Source organism: Vibrio cionasavignyae, from assembly GCF_050337155.1.
Lineage (GTDB): Bacteria > Pseudomonadota > Gammaproteobacteria > Enterobacterales > Vibrionaceae > Vibrio > Vibrio nomapromontoriensis.
In genome coordinates this window covers 74271-91068 of the sequence record NZ_JAKJSR010000016.1, presented here as the reverse complement: position 1 = coordinate 91068, position 16798 = coordinate 74271, and the positions used below count along the sequence as shown (strand labels likewise).

General features: G+C 42.2%; 13 protein-coding genes. 9 read left to right on the top strand and 4 right to left on the bottom strand.

Annotated features, from left to right (window positions below; translation table 11 throughout):
* Nucleotides 1–97: 97 nt before the first annotated feature.
* Complete coding sequence (locus tag L4D74_RS12955) at nucleotides 98–1018, bottom strand: LysR family transcriptional regulator (RefSeq protein WP_428752491.1); 921 nt, start codon at nucleotides 1016–1018, stop codon at nucleotides 98–100.
* Between the two features lie 186 nt (nucleotides 1019–1204).
* Between L4D74_RS12955 and L4D74_RS12950 the strand changes: the two genes are divergently transcribed.
* Together L4D74_RS12950 and L4D74_RS12945 are read left to right on the top strand one after the other, a co-directional pair.
* A complete protein-coding gene (locus tag L4D74_RS12950) occupies nucleotides 1205–2392 on the top strand; it encodes an MFS transporter (protein WP_428752490.1) in 1188 nt (395 codons plus the stop codon).
* A 202-nt stretch (nucleotides 2393–2594) separates the two neighbouring features.
* Nucleotides 2595–3386: a hypothetical protein gene (locus L4D74_RS12945; protein WP_428752489.1), complete on the top strand. Its 792-nt coding sequence runs from the start codon at nucleotides 2595–2597 to the stop codon at nucleotides 3384–3386.
* Between the two features lie 102 nt (nucleotides 3387–3488).
* Here L4D74_RS12945 and L4D74_RS12940 read toward each other — a convergent pair whose 3' ends face one another.
* The 3 genes from L4D74_RS12940 to L4D74_RS12930 are packed head-to-tail and all read right to left on the bottom strand — an operon-like array spanning nucleotide 3489 to nucleotide 6384.
* A complete protein-coding gene (locus L4D74_RS12940; RefSeq protein ID WP_428752488.1) occupies nucleotides 3489–4451 on the bottom strand; it encodes a TRAP transporter substrate-binding protein in 963 nt (320 codons plus the stop codon).
* Between the two features lie 28 nt (nucleotides 4452–4479).
* A complete protein-coding gene (locus L4D74_RS12935; protein ID WP_428752487.1) occupies nucleotides 4480–5838 on the bottom strand; it encodes a TRAP transporter large permease in 1359 nt (452 codons plus the stop codon).
* A gap of 24 nt (nucleotides 5839–5862) precedes the next feature.
* Nucleotides 5863–6384, bottom strand: coding sequence for a TRAP transporter small permease (locus tag L4D74_RS12930; RefSeq protein WP_428752486.1), 522 nt, complete (start codon nucleotides 6382–6384; stop codon nucleotides 5863–5865).
* A 344-nt stretch (nucleotides 6385–6728) separates the two neighbouring features.
* Between L4D74_RS12930 and uxaC the strand changes: the two genes are divergently transcribed.
* The 7 genes from uxaC to L4D74_RS12895 all read left to right on the top strand — a co-directional run bounded on the left by uxaC (nucleotide 6729) and on the right by L4D74_RS12895 (nucleotide 16794).
* The gene (uxaC, locus tag L4D74_RS12925; protein WP_428752485.1) at nucleotides 6729–8138 is read left to right on the top strand and encodes a glucuronate isomerase; all 1410 of its coding nucleotides are present in this window, start codon (nucleotides 6729–6731) and stop codon (nucleotides 8136–8138) included.
* A gap of 33 nt (nucleotides 8139–8171) precedes the next feature.
* The gene (locus L4D74_RS12920; protein ID WP_428752484.1) at nucleotides 8172–9632 is read left to right on the top strand and encodes a tagaturonate reductase; all 1461 of its coding nucleotides are present in this window, start codon (nucleotides 8172–8174) and stop codon (nucleotides 9630–9632) included.
* Nucleotides 9633–9643: 11 nt separating this feature from the next.
* On the top strand, nucleotides 9644–11131 hold the full coding sequence (locus L4D74_RS12915) for a UxaA family hydrolase (protein ID WP_428752483.1): 1488 nt from the start codon (nucleotides 9644–9646) through the stop codon (nucleotides 11129–11131).
* A gap of 296 nt (nucleotides 11132–11427) precedes the next feature.
* Nucleotides 11428–12174, top strand: coding sequence for a GntR family transcriptional regulator (locus L4D74_RS12910; RefSeq protein ID WP_428752482.1), 747 nt, complete (start codon nucleotides 11428–11430; stop codon nucleotides 12172–12174).
* Between the two features lie 461 nt (nucleotides 12175–12635).
* Nucleotides 12636–13784 (top strand): S-(hydroxymethyl)glutathione dehydrogenase/class III alcohol dehydrogenase, encoded by a 1149-nt coding sequence (locus L4D74_RS12905; protein ID WP_428752481.1) that lies wholly within the window; start codon nucleotides 12636–12638, stop codon nucleotides 13782–13784.
* 355 nt (nucleotides 13785–14139) lie between these two features.
* On the top strand, nucleotides 14140–14343 hold the full coding sequence (locus L4D74_RS12900; protein WP_265677633.1) for a hypothetical protein: 204 nt from the start codon (nucleotides 14140–14142) through the stop codon (nucleotides 14341–14343).
* A gap of 84 nt (nucleotides 14344–14427) precedes the next feature.
* On the top strand, nucleotides 14428–16794 hold the full coding sequence (locus tag L4D74_RS12895) for a hypothetical protein (protein ID WP_428752480.1): 2367 nt from the start codon (nucleotides 14428–14430) through the stop codon (nucleotides 16792–16794).
* Nucleotides 16795–16798 lie beyond the last annotated feature (4 nt).

The following is a 16798-nucleotide window of genomic DNA, read 5'->3' as shown; positions in this document are numbered from 1 at the left end:
AGGTCTGATAACCAAATGGAATCACCCTAAGAATACCTATCTATTATGGTGGCTAAAGTATTCCAGTCTTATGGAGGCGCATAAGACTGAGAACGAATTACCAACTAGGCGTTTCAAATTCGCTTAAGAGAAAGTCTAGAAAAAGGCGAATTCGCTTGGGTTGATATTGTCGGCTGACATAGACGACATTTAAATCGCTACTGGATGCAGAATTTGACGCGGTGAAGTTAACTCGATAGTCACTTAAAACCACCTGTAATTTATCGCTATTAATGTCCTGTTGAACATCTAATAGGGACTTTAGTGCGATGCCATAACCGTCTAATGCCCAGCGACGTATCACTTCACCATCATCAGAAAAACGACGGGGTTGAACTGCGACTGACTGATGTGTATCCCCCTGACGAAAGTGCCATCGAGTAAGTTCTTCATGGCTTCGTAACATGGCGAGACAGTGATGGCTTGTGAGTTCCGCCGGGGTAGTGGGTACGCCATGCTTGCGTAAGTACTCTGGGGATGCACAAAGAACACGTTGACTTGATGCAAGCCGTCGGGAGATGAGGTTACTGTCGGCCAGCTCGCCATAACGAATGACAATATCAATACCAGACTCCGTGATATTGGTGAGTGTATCATTGAGATATAAATGAGGGATGACATTTGGGTACTGTTGGCAAAATGATGTGAGTATTGGCAGGATAGCTTGCCGTCCAATATCGCTTGGGGCGGCTATTTTAAGGGTTCCTTTTACTTCATTTAAACCACTTTGAAGCAAGCTTTCCGCTTCATTTACATTATTAATAATCTCTAAACTCGACTGATAATAGAGTGCACCGGAATCGGTTAATGATAGATGTCGTGTACTTCGGTTGAGTAACTTAACTCCGTATCTTTGCTCTAAGGCTTTCAATCGCGAGGTAACTGTAGCGGGAGACAGACCCAACTCTCGCCCCGCAGCGGCTAACCCTTTGTGTTTGACTATGCTAACGAACATTGTCATATCTGCAAACTTATCCATAGTGACTCCCACTTACTGCCAATTGAACACGCTATTAGGCTCATTATTATTTAGATTAACCAAATAATGAATTCAAAATTAAGGTAATTATCAAATTAAATGGAATCTATAGACTAGAGGGCATCAATTATTACCCAATTGGAGTCGTGGTATCACGTGCTCCAAAGCGATGAAGAGAGTGTAAGTATGAATAACAACAAGATGCCCATGCAAGTATGGATATTGACGCTTGCTGCGTTTGCCATTGGTACTGCAGAGTTTGTGATAGCTGGTATTTTGCCGCAAATCGCCATGTCATTGTCGATCACTGAAGGGCAGGCCGGCTATTTGATTAGTGCTTATGCGTTAGCGATTGTATTTGGAGGGCCTATACTGACGATATATTTGGCTCGATTTAATAAAAAGGTGGTTCTCGCCAGTTTAATGGTGCTGTTTATCCTAGGTAACCTAATGTCTGCCTTTGCGGTTAATTACCAAGTTCTTATGTGGAGCCGAGTGATTACAGGGTTAGTGCAAGGCCCTTTTTATGGCATTGGTGCCGTTGTGGCGACCAGTTTAGTGTCTGAAAAATTAGCAGGTCGTGCTGTGGGGCAGATGTTTGCAGGCCTTACGTTAGCTAACGTGCTAGGGGTACCAGGGGGAACCTGGATTGGTTTGGAGTTTGGTTGGCATGTCACATTCCTAGTGGTCGCCGGTTTTGGACTTGTCGCAATGACGTTCATTTTGTCCGGCATTAAATCAACTGGGCATGGAGAGACTAAAAGTAGCGCAATGCAATTGAAAGCCTTTAAAAATCCAATGTTGTTAATGAGCTTGGCAATTACCGTGTTTGCTTGGTCGGGTTTTATGACGTTATATGGCTATATCGCACCGATAGCTATGCACGTGACTGGATTTAGTGAAGGCGCTGTAACATGGATCTTGGTTGTCGTTGGGGTGGGGCTGATTGTTGGTAATACGCTAGGTGGCCGTTCATCTGATCATAATTTACAAAAGGCTTCGATTTTTTGGGTTATAGCAATGATAGCTTCGTTAGTTTTAGTTGGGCTTGCTGTTAATAATCAGTGGCTATTTGTGGCAGCGGCTTTCGTATTCGGTGTCGCCTCTTTTGCCAATGTACCCGCCATGCAATTACGTGTCATGAATCATGGTGGCGACGGTCAAGAGTTAGCGGCGACTGCTAATATATCGGCTTTTAACTTAGCGAATGCTTTTGGTGGTGTGTTAGGCGGTGTCGTCATAGATAGCCAAGTGGGTGCAGGCATGATCCCTTTTGCTGCTATTGTGGTACCAATAGTTGGGGTGATATTTATTGTCGTGATTAACCGTCGGGAAACTCATACCGCAGCAATCAGAGAAAGTCATGCTGCATAGAAGCGCTGCCCGATAAAATTGAGTCGAAAGTAGTGTGAATCTAAAAGCACTTAATAGCAGATTACGATCGTTCAATAAGTGAATGATTCAGCTCATGCGTATAGTTAGGATTCACAAAATAACGACAGGGTATGACGCAGCGATACAGTGTGATTTCGCGTGAAATGGTAACGTAGTCTTTTGGAATTTACATGGAGTAACGATGAAATTACTTGTTAGTTTATTCATTTTAGTCGCTGGCATGTCTAGCGCTTCGGAGTTCTCGCCAGCAACAGAACCAGTGGATGGTTGTCCGGGAGATTTTTTTGTTCAAAAAGCACGAGTCTTTGATGCTGTGACAATTTGTGCAACAGAGAATGTCGAATCGAGCAAGATAAAACATGCGGCAAATGTCACGGCACAGTGGCTCGATAATAACGAGGATGGCAGCGTTGATGAGCCAGCATTGTTGTCACACTTGCGCCAGAACCATGCAACGTTAATTATGACACGCAGTGGCTTGAGTGAGGCCGCTTTTGAGAGCCTTAGCCCGTATCTTGAATATATAGTAGGGCAAGATCTTTCAGCTGATGAGACTAACCCAAAATCTTCAAGAGATGCTTCGCAAGAGGAGATTCATCATTTGATCGTTAATGCGGGATGGCAATGGTACTTACCATTGGTCTTTAGCGACAGCGAAAATCAGCAGAGCCTATTGCGAAAGCAGTGGCAATTAGCCGATGAGAAAGGTTTATATCGTTATAATGATCCAACTTGTGACAGCGCGTGTAAAACTGTTGAATTCTTCTACCTTGGTACGGCGGCTTATTTAGGATCGGCCGCCGATTTACAAAGTGATGAAATGGGGATTAAAAATAAACAGGCCTTGCGTGAGGAACTCCCTGGGCTAGTCAAAATTTTTGAATCTGAACTTTATCATTACCCCATATTCAAATGGCCAGATGGACATTATCCCTATAGGAACAGCATACGCTATGTCGGTTTAAAGGAGTAAATACGGTTATTTAGCGTTTGAGAACGTTCATGGCTCCATCACTTAATAGTAGGCCTCAATAATATTATTGAGGCCTACTTATTTGCAACTTAACGGGTGACGCTACTTGGTAGCTTGAATTTGATCTAACAGAGGAACGAGATCCGGATTTTCCTTGCGGAATTTATCATAGACAGGCTTTACCGCTTTTTGGAACGCCAAAATATCGCTTTCTACAAAAGTAACATTATTTTTAGTCAGTGAGGCAATGGCTTCTTTCTCATACTCAGTCCACTTAGCTTCCTGCACTGGGATAGTATCGTTAGCTGCCTTACGGATTCCGGCTTTTTGTTCATCAGTCAATGAATCCCAAACTTTTGTCGAGATCACTAGTACATCAGGAACCATAGTGTGCATATCTTTAGAGAATACATTTTTGACTTCGTAGTGACGAGAAGAGTAATAAGATGGAATATTATTTTCTGCACCATCAACCACGCCTTGCTGCATTGCTGAGTAAAGCTCGCCATATGGAAGCGGTACAGGTGTACCACCTAGTGCTTTAATGGTATCTATGGAAAGGGCAGAGCTCTGAACCCTAATTTTCATTCCTTTTAGATCTTCTGGAGTCCGAATCGGTTTACTGGTGTAGAAGCTACGCTCTCCCGCATCAAGGAAAGCAAGACCAATAAAACCTGAGTCACGAGATGAAGCCAGAATTTGTTTGCCGATTGGTCCATTTAGCACGGCTTCATACTGTTCTCTACTCTCGTATAAATAAGGTAAAGACAGTAAGTTATAGTCTGGTGCAAATGTGTTTAATGTGGCCGCACTCGCTTTAGTCAGTGCGACTGTGCCATTTTGGACCATCTGTAATCCTTCAGATTCGTCGCCTAATGTACCGTTAGGGTAGACTTTGACACGTATTTTTGCATCTTGTCTTACTTGCTTTGCAAACCAGTCTAGCGATTCGTGCACTGGGTGCTCGGTCGGTAATGCATGAGATAATTTCAATGTTGCGTGAGCATTTCCAACAAGTAGTGCAGAAATAGCGCAAGATAATAAGAGTTTATTTAAATGTTTCATTGGAATATTCCTACTTTATTAATACTAGTTATTTAACATATCCGGCCATTTCTGGTAGCCAAAGACTTAATGAAGGGAAAAGAATGACGAGTGCTAAGGTGAGTAGCATCATCATAAACAGCGGTATCATTTTGGGAACCACTTCGCCGAGCTTAGTGTCGTAGACACTACAGCCGACAAATAGCGCAGTGCCAACAGGGGGCGTACAGATACCGATGCACAGGTTAAACACCATGATAATTCCGAAGTGGATAGGGTCTATTCCCATCAATGTGGCTATCGGAAGAAAGATCGGTGTGAAGATCAATACGGCTGGCGTCATATCCATGAAAGTTCCGATAATCAGCAATACCACGTTCATTAACAGTAATACCATTAAAGGGTTTTCTGATGCGGACAGAATGAAATCGGATATAAAGGTCGGTATATCAGCATTGGCCATGGACCATGACATTGCTGAAGACGTCGCAACCATTAAAAGGACTATGGATGTTGTGACAACACTTTCAACAATAGTGGGAAATAGGTCTTTTATTTTTAGTTCTTTGTAGGCAAAGCCTAGGATCAAGCAATAGACAACGGCAATTGCTGAAGCTTCAGTTGCCGTAAATATGCCAGCTAAAATCCCGCCCATAATAATGATGACTAAACTCAAACTTGGTAGCGCATCAAAAACGACCTTACTGACTTTCTCTTTGAATTCGAAAGTTTCTGTTGGAATACCATGCTTTTTGCCGAAAAGGAAAATACCGACCATGATCGATAAACCCATCATGATACCGGGTACATATCCAGCGATGAATAAATATTGTACCGATGTACTACTGACTAGGGCGTACAATATTAGAATATTCGATGGTGGAATTAGCAAGCCTGCGGGGCAGGATGTTACGTTAACGGCGGTTGAAAAAGCACGTGGATAGTTATTATCATCCTGAAGTGGACGCATGATACCGCCTACCGCTGCTGCTGATGCAGTAGCTGAGCCAGATAATGCACCAAACATCATATTTGCAATAACGTTTACATGAGATAACCCACCAGGAAGACGCCCCCCAAGCAGCATAGCAAAGTTGATGAGTCGTTTGGCAAGGCCCCCTCGATTCATGAGGTTTCCAGCAACGATGAAAAAAGGTAAAGCAAGAAGCCCAAAGTTATTTAAGCCGTTTGCCAGCTTTTGGGATACCAGTACTGATGTTTGTTCGATTGGAAAATCGACAAATACAGTAAAAAATGACGCGAGCCCTATTGCGAAGGCGATAGGAACACCAATAATTAATAGAAATCCTAGCGTGCCAAATAAAACAATAACAGGAAAGGCCGCATAAAATACGTCTGGAGCATTTAATAAGAATTCTTGAGAGAATAATAGATCAGTAAGAGTCATAGTATAATTTCCTATTACAACGCACTAAGCTTCTCGCTTGTGAGTTCCTTTCGCTAAGCAAATCGCGGCATTAATCATGTCAAGAATTCCAAAGTAGCTAATTAGAACGCCTGCTAGTGGAACGACTACGTAGAGATAGCCGATAAGAAAATGGTGACCAAAAAGCACGATCCCCGGTGAAATTTGTCCATTTGCAAGTGTTGCACTGACCAGTTCAAATCCACCATAGATGAACGCTACGGAAGACAGTAAAACAACGAAGAAATTGGTAACAATGGCTAGGATGTTTTTTCCTTTTTCTCCTACTTTGGATGAGATCATCTCTAAGGCTAGGTGTCGTCGAATAGAAAAGGTGTATGCGCCACCTAAAATACCAATCCATACAAGTAAATAGCGAGATAGTTCGTCCGTAAAATTGGATGGACTATTTAGTACAAATCTTGAAAAAACTTGCCATGTCACAGCAATAATCATCAAGGCCATAAATAGTGTGAGTAATACACGAAGTGTTTTACCTATATATTCATTGATTAAATCAATAATCATTCCATTATCTCTTCTAACATCGTCAATTCGCCGGCGTTAGGCGGTCTTAATCATCTTAATATCGAAAACGATTAGGATTATCTAATGCCACTTTTTTGGTCCAACCAAAATCACGATATATATTACACAAACTTAAAATCTAAAAACCACCTAAGATCAAATAAATAAACTTTTTGTATAACACGTTGTAGAAACGTGATTCAAGGCATGGTTTTCCAAAATAAAGCAGTAAATAGGTGATTTTAATCACATGTATCAATCGTACTGTTGAGTTGTATAGTTGTTGTATTTGTTGTTTTCTGTATTATCTTAAGTATTGGTATAACAAATATGGTGATATTGGTATGAACAATTTTATGAGTGACGACTTTTTGCTGTACAACGATTTTGCAAAGCGGCTGTACCACGATGTGGCGGCAGATTTACCGATTATTGACTATCACTGCCACCTCCCACCCAGTCAAGTTGCGAGCGATTACCAGTTTACTAACCTAACGGATATTTGGTTACGTGGAGATCATTATAAATGGAGAGCAATGCGTAGTAATGGGGTTGACGAGAGGTTGTGCACTGGTAATGCGTCGGACAAAGACAAGTTCTTGGCGTTTGCTCGAACGGTCCCGTTTACCATCGGCAATCCAATTTTTCACTGGACGCATCTTGAACTAAGGCGTCCTTTTGGGTTGACCAACATGGTTCTGAATGAAGGCAATGCTGAACATGTTTGGGATACTTGCAACGAAATGCTGGCAGCACCCGAATTCAGTGCTCGTTCTATCATGAAGAAAATGAACGTTGAGATGGTCGGTACAACCGATGATCCTATTGATGATTTGGCAGCCCATAAAATTGTTGGCTTAGACAAGGATTTTTCAGTTCAAATGCTACCTAGCTGGCGACCGGATAAAGCGTTTAATATTCACTTAGATACATTTCCTGCGTATATCGATTCACTCTCCGAAGTAGCGAATGTGGAGATTGGAACATTTTCCGATCTTTGTTTGGCGTTATTTAACCGTTTGGATCACTTTGCACAGCATGGATGTACCATTTCAGATCATGCACTAGATACGGTGTCTTTTGCTGAATCAACGCCACACGATTTAGATCGTATTTTGGCAAAACGCTTATCAGGCGGTGCCGTTGATGAGTTAGAAGTCGCACAATTCAGAACGGCAATACTAGTTTATCTTGGAAAGCAATATGCGGAGCGCGGCTGGGTGCAGCAATATCATATTGGCGCAATGCGAAATAATAATACAAGAATGTTCAATATATTAGGGCCGGATACGGGATTTGACTCTATCAATGATGGACTAGTGGCGCTGCCTTTGTCTCGTCTCCTAGATGCACTCGATCGAGAAGATGCGTTGCCCAAAACCATTCTATATTGTTTGAACCCTAGAGATAACGAAGTACTCGCTACTATGTGTGGGAATTTTCAAGGAGGGGTGGAAGGAAAAATTCAGTTTGGATCTGGCTGGTGGTTCAACGATCAAAAAGATGGTATGGAACGTCAGATTACTCAATTAGCACAATTGGGCTTGTTAAGTCGTTTTGTTGGGATGCTAACGGATAGTCGAAGTTTCTTATCCTACACCAGACACGAGTATTTCCGCCGTATTCTTTGCCAGACTATTGGTCAATGGGTCGAAAAAGGAGAAGCGCCTGCGGATTTTGAACTATTGAGTAGAATGGTCCGCGATATTTGCTACTACAACGCTAAGAACTATTTTGCGATTACCGCTAAGTAATACGCTACTTGAGAATAATAATAGGTATATAAGATGAAAAAACTTAATCGCGAAACGTTCTCAGTAAAACAATACCCAACGAGAGTCATCCAGTTTGGAGAAGGGAATTTTTTACGTGCGTTCGTAGACTGGCAAATAGATTTACTTAATGAACATACAGATTTTGATAGTGGAGTCAGTATCATTCGACCTATTGATACGGCGTATCCACCGATCTTGAACACTCAGCAGGGACTGTATACAACAATTATTCGTGGACTTGATGTCAATGGCAACAAGGTATCCGACACTCGCCTTGTTAGTTCTGTAAATGAAGAGCTTTCCGCTTATGGGGAATTTGATGCCGTTCTAGAATTGGCACGAAATCCAGATATTCGATTCGTATTTTCAAACACGACTGAAGCGGGCATTACTTATGTCGAGCAAGATAACCTGACAGATGCGCCTCCAAGCAGTTTTCCTGCAAAATTGACTCGGATGTTATGGGAGCGTTTTATCGCATTTGATGGTAGTGATGAAAGTGGTGTGGTTATTATTCCGTGTGAACTCATTGATTATAACGGCGAAGCATTAAAAGCGATCATTCATCAATATATTTCATTATGGAGGTTGCCAGAGGCGTTTACCGCATGGATAAACGACGCAAATACATTTTGTTCTACACTGGTCGACCGAATTGTTACTGGGTATCCACATGATGAAGTACAGAAGCTGGAGTCGAAATTAGGCTATCAAGATAGTTTCTTGGTGAGTGCGGAATGCTTCTACTTGTTTGTAATTCAAGGACCGGATTGGTTGAACAGGGCGTTGTGCTTGGACCAACTCAATGACACCAACAACATCAATATACTAATTGTCGAAGATATTAAACCGTATAAGGAGCGTAAAGTTGCCATCCTAAACGGAGCCCATACCGCGCTAGTTCCGGTTGCTTTCCAAGTAGGTATTGATACTGTCGGCGAGAGCTTACAAGACGATCAAATCTATAATTACTTTAAACGAATTGTTTTTGATGAAGTTATCCCAACACTATCCTTGCCACAGTCAGAGTTGCAATCATTCGCGATGGATGTCGAAAATCGCTTTAAGAACCCATATATTAAGCATCAATTACTTTCTATCGCTCTAAATAGTATGAGCAAATTTAAAACTAGATTGCTCCCCCAGATTCTAAATTATACCAATCAAAATGCTACCCCCCCGCCATATTTGACGTTCTCTCTTGCGGCTTTAATTACCTTTTATCGCGGTAAGCGCGGGAGTGAAGAATTTACTCTTAGTGATGACCAAGATTGGTTAGAGCTATTCGCAACTGAATGGCCACAAATCGAAAGGGGAGATATCCAGGTAAATGTGTTGGTTGAAAAAGTACTTGGAAACGTATCGCATTGGGGAATGGACCTAAATACAATTAGCCAGCTTAGCGATGAAGTGACAAGGCATGTGGAGACGATTTTACAAATTGGTATGCGTCGTGCGCTTAGTCAAGTTTAAGGAGCTATTGCGTGAATTCAATCTTTAAAATTCATGATGCGGACAACGTTGCTGTGGCGCTACATGATCTTAATGAAGGCAGTATGATTCGTGTAGGGTGTCAAAACCTACAACTTGTATCGACTATTCCTCAAGCACATAAAGTAGCGCTTGCATCGATTGAAGCTGGGGCTGAGGTCATTAAATACGGATATCCTATTGGCCATGCAGTGACGTCCATTCAAGTTGGGGAACTGGTGGATCATCACAATGTTCGTACCAATCTAGCTGAGCTGGAGGAGTATCAATATAAGCCAGAATTTCAAGAGGTCTCATCGACGTTACCCGATCGACAAGTTCAGCTTTTTCGTCGTGCCAATGGCGAAATTGGTATCCGAAACGAGCTATGGATTATTCCAACTGTTGGGTGTGTCAATGCGATGGCTCATATGATGAAAAAAAATTATGAAGCTAATAACGATGTAGGGGATATCGATGGCATTCAAGTGTTTACTCATCAATATGGCTGCTCACAGCTTGGTGTGGATCATGCAAACACCAAGCTGCTTTTACAACGCCTTGCTACGCACCCGAATGCCGGAGGGGTATTAATCGTCGGGCTTGGTTGTGAAAATAATCAAGTTAGCGCTTTTAAAGAGTCTCTTGGTGAGTACGACTCTGATCGAGTGCGTTTCTTAGTGTGTCAAGAGCAAGATGACGAGGTTGAGGTAGGCATTGAAATACTAGGAGAGCTGCATCAAACCATGAGACAAGATTCTAGAGAAAACGGTTTACTCAGTGAAGTGCGTTTCGGTCTAGAGTGTGGGGGGTCTGATGGATTTTCTGGGATTACTGCTAATCCGCTACTTGGTCGGTTTTCTGACTATGTTATAACCAATGGTGGTACCTCTGTCTTAACAGAAGTGCCAGAAATGTTTGGCGCAGAACGTATTCTAATGCGCCGGTGTCAAAATAAAGGAACGTTTGAGCAAACGGTATCAATGATTAATGATTTCAAACAATACTTTATAGATCATGATCAGCCTATCTATGAAAACCCATCGCCAGGGAATAAGGCCGGAGGCATCTCTACCTTAGAGGAGAAATCATTAGGGTGCACCCAAAAAGCTGGGCGAAGCAAAGTGGTCGATGTACTTCGGTACGGAGACAAACTCATAGCCAAAGGTCTTAATTTATTAAGTGCTCCGGGAAATGACGCGATAGCAACTTCAGCATTAAGTATCGCAGGTTGCCACATGGTTTTGTTTAGTACCGGTCGAGGGACGCCTTATGGTGGTCCTGTGCCTACTATGAAGCTGGCTACTAACAGTGAGCTTGCCCAGCGCAAACCCCATTGGATCGATTTTAACGCGGGTGCTCTGGTTGAGCGTGTGACGATTGAAGAGTTGTTATCGTCATATATTGATAAGGTGGTATTGATTGTGAATGGTGAACAAACTTGCAATGAAAAGAATGACTTTAGAGAAATTGCAATCTACAAAAGTGGTGTAACGTTATAGCAGTAGAACACAGCTCTAGGATGCTATCACGTGATGTATATCTCAACTAATTAAGTTGTCATATATGTTCTGATTGTTTTAGAGCTTTTTTTATTATTGACTGAGCCTGAATTACGAAGTGCTAAACGATTTAAATTGGATAATATCTATTTAATTATCAACTACTTAATTTTTTTACGTTCAGGTTTTTTCATTAAATCTATAATTAAGTCATGATACTCGGCGTCGTTGACTTGTCTAAAGGCATAAGTTTGTTAGAATAATTGGTATAACAAGCAATCAGATGAGTATGAAGCATGGAACCAAACGAAAAACTATACCATAAGGTTGCAAACCGTATTAAGGATGATATCGCAGCAAAGAAGTATCAGGTCGGTGATATGCTGCCTGCCGAGCGATTGATCGCAGAAGAAATGCAAGTTAGCAGAACCGTCATTCGAGAAGCAATGATTATGCTGGAAGTTGAAGGTTTTGTTGAGGTACGAAAAGGCTCTGGTATTCGGCTTATCAATGCGACCCTTGAGCCGAAAATGACGACTGACGATCTTACTCCTGATCCCACTGCCTTCATTAAAATGTGCGGACCGTTTGAATTGTTGCAAGCACGACAATTATTTGAAAGTAATATTGCTGAATTTGCGGCCACTCAAGCAACGAAGCAAGACCTTGTCGCACTCATGAGAATTCAAGAGCAAGCTAAAAAAGATGACTTTTCACGTGATTCTTATTGGGATAGTGAATTTCATATTCAACTTGCTCGTTGTACACAAAATTCTGTCGTTGTGCATATCGCAGAAGTTATGTGTAATCATCGAGAGGATAACCCTTACTGGAAGAAACTGCATGAGCATATAAAGGATACGCAAATCCGCAGTTGGTGCTCTGAGCATGACAAAATCGTGCAGGCTTTGATTCAAAAGGACCCAGTAGCAGCTAGGGAGGCGGCGTGGCAGCATATAGAAAATACCAAACAGATGCTATTTGATGCGTCAAGTGAGGATTTTGATCGTTTTTTATTTTCTGAAAGCCCCGTCAACCTGTAAGTAGGTTGATTAGGTTGTTTCAGTAACCTTCCACGCTTAGAGCTAGCAGGCGTATTTTGCGATCCTGCTAGTCTCGTTTTGTTATATCCGACTATGTAAGTATCCGTTTATCAGTCCACGTCTAACTCATAACTAGCAGCGTTTATTATCTAAGACGTTGCTCCTTTAGTTTCAAAATGTGCGTCATTCTCAAATTAGACTTTGTCTAACTACCTAACTAATCCTAATGTTGTATTACGCTGCATCTATATTGCAGTATGAGCGAGGTGGTTTCACCCTGCTAATTATTACATAATCGTAATAATTAATTTCAATTTGGTGGGATTATCAAAGATTGGTAATTATCTATACTAAGCCCATCAAAACGAAACAGCGAGTGAGCACACTCTTCGTTCGCTTTATGCGGCGTCTATTTTTATCGCTCATTTTACTGTCCCGAAGTAAACAAAAAGGAAAACCCAATGGCACTTGAAATTAAACCAGGTCAAACATCAATTAAATCAAAAGCTATGGTAGCTTGGGCTGCTGGCGAACCACTAAAGATGGAAGAAGTTGACGTACAACTTCCTAAGGCGGGCGAGGTGCTTGTTCGCATCGTGGCAACGGGTGTATGCCATACCGACGCGTTTACGCTTTCTGGCGACGATCCAGAAGGTATCTTCCCATCAATCTTAGGTCACGAAGGTGGCGGTATTGTTGAAATGATCGGTGAAGGTGTGACTAGCGTTGAAGTTGGCGACCATGTTATTCCACTATATACCGCAGAATGTGGTGTTTGTAAGTTCTGTACTTCTGGCAAAACAAACTTATGCCAAGCGGTACGTGAAACGCAAGGTCAAGGTCTAATGCCAGACGGCACAAGCCGCTTCTCGATTAATGGCGAAACAATCTTTCATTACATGGGTTGCTCAACGTTCTCTGAATACACAGTACTTCCAGAAATTTCATTAGCGAAAGTCGCTAAAGAAGCGCCACTTGAAGAAGTATGTCTACTTGGCTGTGGTGTCACAACGGGTATGGGCGCTGTGCTAAACACGGCTAAAGTACAACAAGGCGACACTGTTGCGGTATTTGGTCTTGGTGGTATTGGTCTTTCTGCCATTATCGGTGCACGTATGGCGGGTGCAAAAACCATTATTGGCGTAGATATCAACGAAAGTAAGTTTGAGCTAGCGAAACAGCTTGGCGCGACTGACTGCATTAACCCAATGAAGTTTGATAAGCCAATCCAAGAAGTGATTGTTGACATGACGGATGGCGGTGTTGATTACTCGTTTGAGTGTATCGGTAACGTTAACGTGATGCGTCAAGCACTTGAGTGCTGTCACAAAGGGTGGGGCGAATCTGTCATTATCGGTGTGGCTGGCGCGGGCCAAGAGATCTCTACCCGTCCATTCCAACTGGTTACCGGTCGTGTATGGCGTGGTTCTGCTTTCGGTGGCGTGAAAGGCCGCTCAGAGCTACCTGAAATCGTTAACCGCTACATGGCAGGTGAGTTTGGTCTTCAAGAGTTCATCACTCATACCATGGGTCTACAAGATGTAAACGAAGCGTTTGAATTGATGCACAAAGGTGAGTCAATCCGTACCGTTCTACATATGGATAAGTAAAGGTAGTGTTGACCTAGGGTAAAGCCATACTAGGTTACACGAATAGTGATAAATGATTTGTCTAGCGCCTCTGTTGTTTAACGGAGGCGCTTTTTTTTTGTGTTGTACTGGCTATGCTTCTCTTCTGTTCTAATTCACTCCAATTAAGCCAATCGTTGGTAATATTTTGATTGTCTGCCTTTTTTCGAAATTCCCGGGAAACTGCGCGGCACGACACAATATAAATGTAACTATTTGATATGAAAGTTCTGTTATCTGAGCGGTCACCTGAATCATAGGTAAGTTATTTTTGAAACGTAAAGCCCAAACCCTATGATTAACCACAATTAAATCATGGATATAAAGGAGATCACCTATGAGTGCTTTGGAAAAACTGCACGTTCGCGAACACGAATCTGCTGTCAATTCGCTGAATCATAAACTTAACGCTCTGGATACAAGTCTGGGTATGGGTAGAACTGAAAAGGTTCTAACCTCATCTCTCAACTTAGAACTTTTTGAACGAAGTCAGGCTATTTCTGCGTGGAGTTGGTCTCGAGGCTTCGGCAATAAAGAATAGAGCGACTTCCGTTAAATGCTCTTCATAAGTCACCGAAAGGGTCGGGCTAACTATGACTAAAATATACAGTGATCTTGGTAGCGTATGAGATTGAATTGCTTAAAAGAGCTGGCCTATGACATAGTGGCCGACCCTTTCGGGATGCTTATTTCCTATCTAACTTATGTCGTTGGCATTATGTGTCTCAGCTTCTCGGTCTCAATTTTTGTAACCGACCGAGCGATTGATAGTTATTATTCGACAAGCGAAAACTTAGTTCGACTTCAGACTAATTTTAACCTGCCCAACGGTGATGTCGTTCGCTCCTCTATGGCTCCTTTTCCTGCGTATCACGCAATAAAAGAAAGCTCTATGGTTGAAGGTGCGAGCTTTCTTGGAAATCCAAGAGTCACTCTTAAAAGTGACACCACTACCACCACTACTCGCGACTTATATACAGCGAGCGATAATTTCTTTTCGTTGATAAATCCATTTACCACGGTACCTCCTCGACTTAAAGATAACGAGATAATCATTACACCTGAGTTTAATAGAGACTACCTGGGTTTTGATGAGCCAAAGGGAAAAGTGATTCATGTGGAGAGCATCGGCTTGTTCACCATCAAAGACGTGTTATCAATCAGGGAGGACACGTCGTTTAGAGTCGGAGCGATTGTCAATCATAGTGCTCTCTGGGACAATTATTACCACGGTATGTCACACAACTGGTACGACGTTGCTATTTACTTGTTTGCTCAGCTTAGCGAAGCCAATGCATTATCATCAGCAATGTTGTCTGACTTTGTTAGCCAGAATGCCCCCAATCTTCCGGGCGCACCTTTTACAGCCCAAGAGTTTATCGATCTGCAGGCAAACCCAGTATCACAGATACACTATGACTTGGGGTTGCCAGACGATATACATAACACCATTTCCAAAGCGACCTTAAACATCATTTATATGGTTGGATTCATTGTCGCTTGCTGTACTGTGGCTTGCTATTTTTGTTTAAGCTCTATTTCACTGACAAAGAAATTGCAGAGTTTAAAGGTAAAGTTGTCCGTTGGGTGCAGTTCATCGCAGGCGCTGTTTGATGTCCTTAGTTATCAATTGCTGTTTTTATCATTTTGTTTTATCTCAGCCCAAATCCTCAGTGTTATTATCCAGCAGCAATTCGACCTCTCCCCACAAGTTCAATATCTTATTGCCCAAAACGTAACGACGATAACTTATGTTTTTGTTGGCCTTGTGACCGTTACCTTATTGTATGAAAGCATCATTAGTTATCGCGTTATTCGTAGTGTCAGTCATAACATTACGACCACTCGATACGAGAAAACGGCGCACTGGTCATCAAACCACCTTCTCTTGGGTATCCAAATTCTCATTTCCGGCATTATGGTCAGCTTAGGTTTGGCAAGCTACATTGAAAATGAGCGCCTGTTAAAAACCGACTATGGCTACCAATCTGATCGACATGCGGTATTAGAAATAGTGCAAAGCGCGAACAATACACCGGTGACATCCATACCTAGCGCTATTCAACAAGACATAGAATTTGTCGCGACCAGTAGTTGGCGACCATTTGATAAATCGAGAATTTCCTTGGGCCTACAGCATGGAATGCAAACCAATGAAGACGAATTTATATCAACAAACGCAATGTATGCAGGCCCTGATATCCATCATGTATTGGGGGTAGAAACACTGGCAGGGCATCGCTCTGCTGTTCAAGTTAACCCAAAAGAGTTTGAATACAATGCCATTGTTACGGAGAGCTTTGCTCGGCAGTTTGGGTTTACTGAATTTGAGAAACTCATTAACCATCGTTTTAACTTTACCTTTGATTCGACCCCGTACGCTTTTACTGTCACAAAAGTGATCCAGAATTTTGAACTCGGAGAGCTGAGTGAGTCTCCGCTAGCGACCGCAATTCTGATAACAGATCAACCCCAGCGATATGTAATTGCAGCGTTTAAAACCGAGCACGATCTAGCGAGCAAACTAGTCAAATTTCAACATAGTTACCCCGGCGCCTCAAAAGGGATCTTGCTTGAACAACTGCAGCGTGAATATTTTGACGAACAGATCCAAATTGGCGGTGTTCTACGAGGATTGATCGCAGTTTGTATTGCATTGCTTGTGATGACTTCTCTGCTGGTAGGCTTATCAGAAACACAAAAGTTGAGTCGAATATTGGCCATTATGGAAGCGATGGGCGCGCATAAGACAATGAATGTTCTATTTTTGCTCAAACGACTCACACTGCCCAGTTTGATAGCAGCGATTGCCGCTTTGTGGATAGGAACGTTAGTGTCTAAAAATGTTATTCCGCTTCCGGCGTATGAGTCAAACATTGTGATTTTCTATTCTGGTTTTTCCATCACTGTGCTTGCTCTGTTTGCCGCCGTCATTTCTGTCGCCGTGTACTTAATATCTCACCGAAAATTTAATCGTGCTCACCTAGAATAGATAA

What these genes read in the sequence shown, in the direction of transcription:
- L4D74_RS12945 (WP_428752489.1), top strand. Translation starts at nt 2,595, where the DNA reads ATGAAATTACTTGTTAGTTTATTCATTTTAGTCGCTGGCATGTCTAGC.
- L4D74_RS12955 (WP_428752491.1), bottom strand. Translation starts at nt 1,018, where the DNA reads ATGGATAAGTTTGCAGATATGACAATGTTCGTTAGCATAGTCAAACAC.
- L4D74_RS12910 (WP_428752482.1), top strand. Translation starts at nt 11,428, where the DNA reads ATGGAACCAAACGAAAAACTATACCATAAGGTTGCAAACCGTATTAAG.
- L4D74_RS12905 (WP_428752481.1), top strand. Translation starts at nt 12,636, where the DNA reads ATGGCACTTGAAATTAAACCAGGTCAAACATCAATTAAATCAAAAGCT.
- L4D74_RS12935 (WP_428752487.1), bottom strand. Translation starts at nt 5,838, where the DNA reads ATGACTCTTACTGATCTATTATTCTCTCAAGAATTCTTATTAAATGCT.
- uxaC (WP_428752485.1), top strand. Translation starts at nt 6,729, where the DNA reads ATGAACAATTTTATGAGTGACGACTTTTTGCTGTACAACGATTTTGCA.
- L4D74_RS12900 (WP_265677633.1), top strand. Translation starts at nt 14,140, where the DNA reads ATGAGTGCTTTGGAAAAACTGCACGTTCGCGAACACGAATCTGCTGTC.
- L4D74_RS12940 (WP_428752488.1), bottom strand. Translation starts at nt 4,451, where the DNA reads ATGAAACATTTAAATAAACTCTTATTATCTTGCGCTATTTCTGCACTA.
- L4D74_RS12950 (WP_428752490.1), top strand. Translation starts at nt 1,205, where the DNA reads ATGAATAACAACAAGATGCCCATGCAAGTATGGATATTGACGCTTGCT.
- L4D74_RS12895 (WP_428752480.1), top strand. Translation starts at nt 14,428, where the DNA reads ATGAGATTGAATTGCTTAAAAGAGCTGGCCTATGACATAGTGGCCGAC.
- L4D74_RS12930 (WP_428752486.1), bottom strand. Translation starts at nt 6,384, where the DNA reads ATGATTATTGATTTAATCAATGAATATATAGGTAAAACACTTCGTGTA.
- L4D74_RS12920 (WP_428752484.1), top strand. Translation starts at nt 8,172, where the DNA reads ATGAAAAAACTTAATCGCGAAACGTTCTCAGTAAAACAATACCCAACG.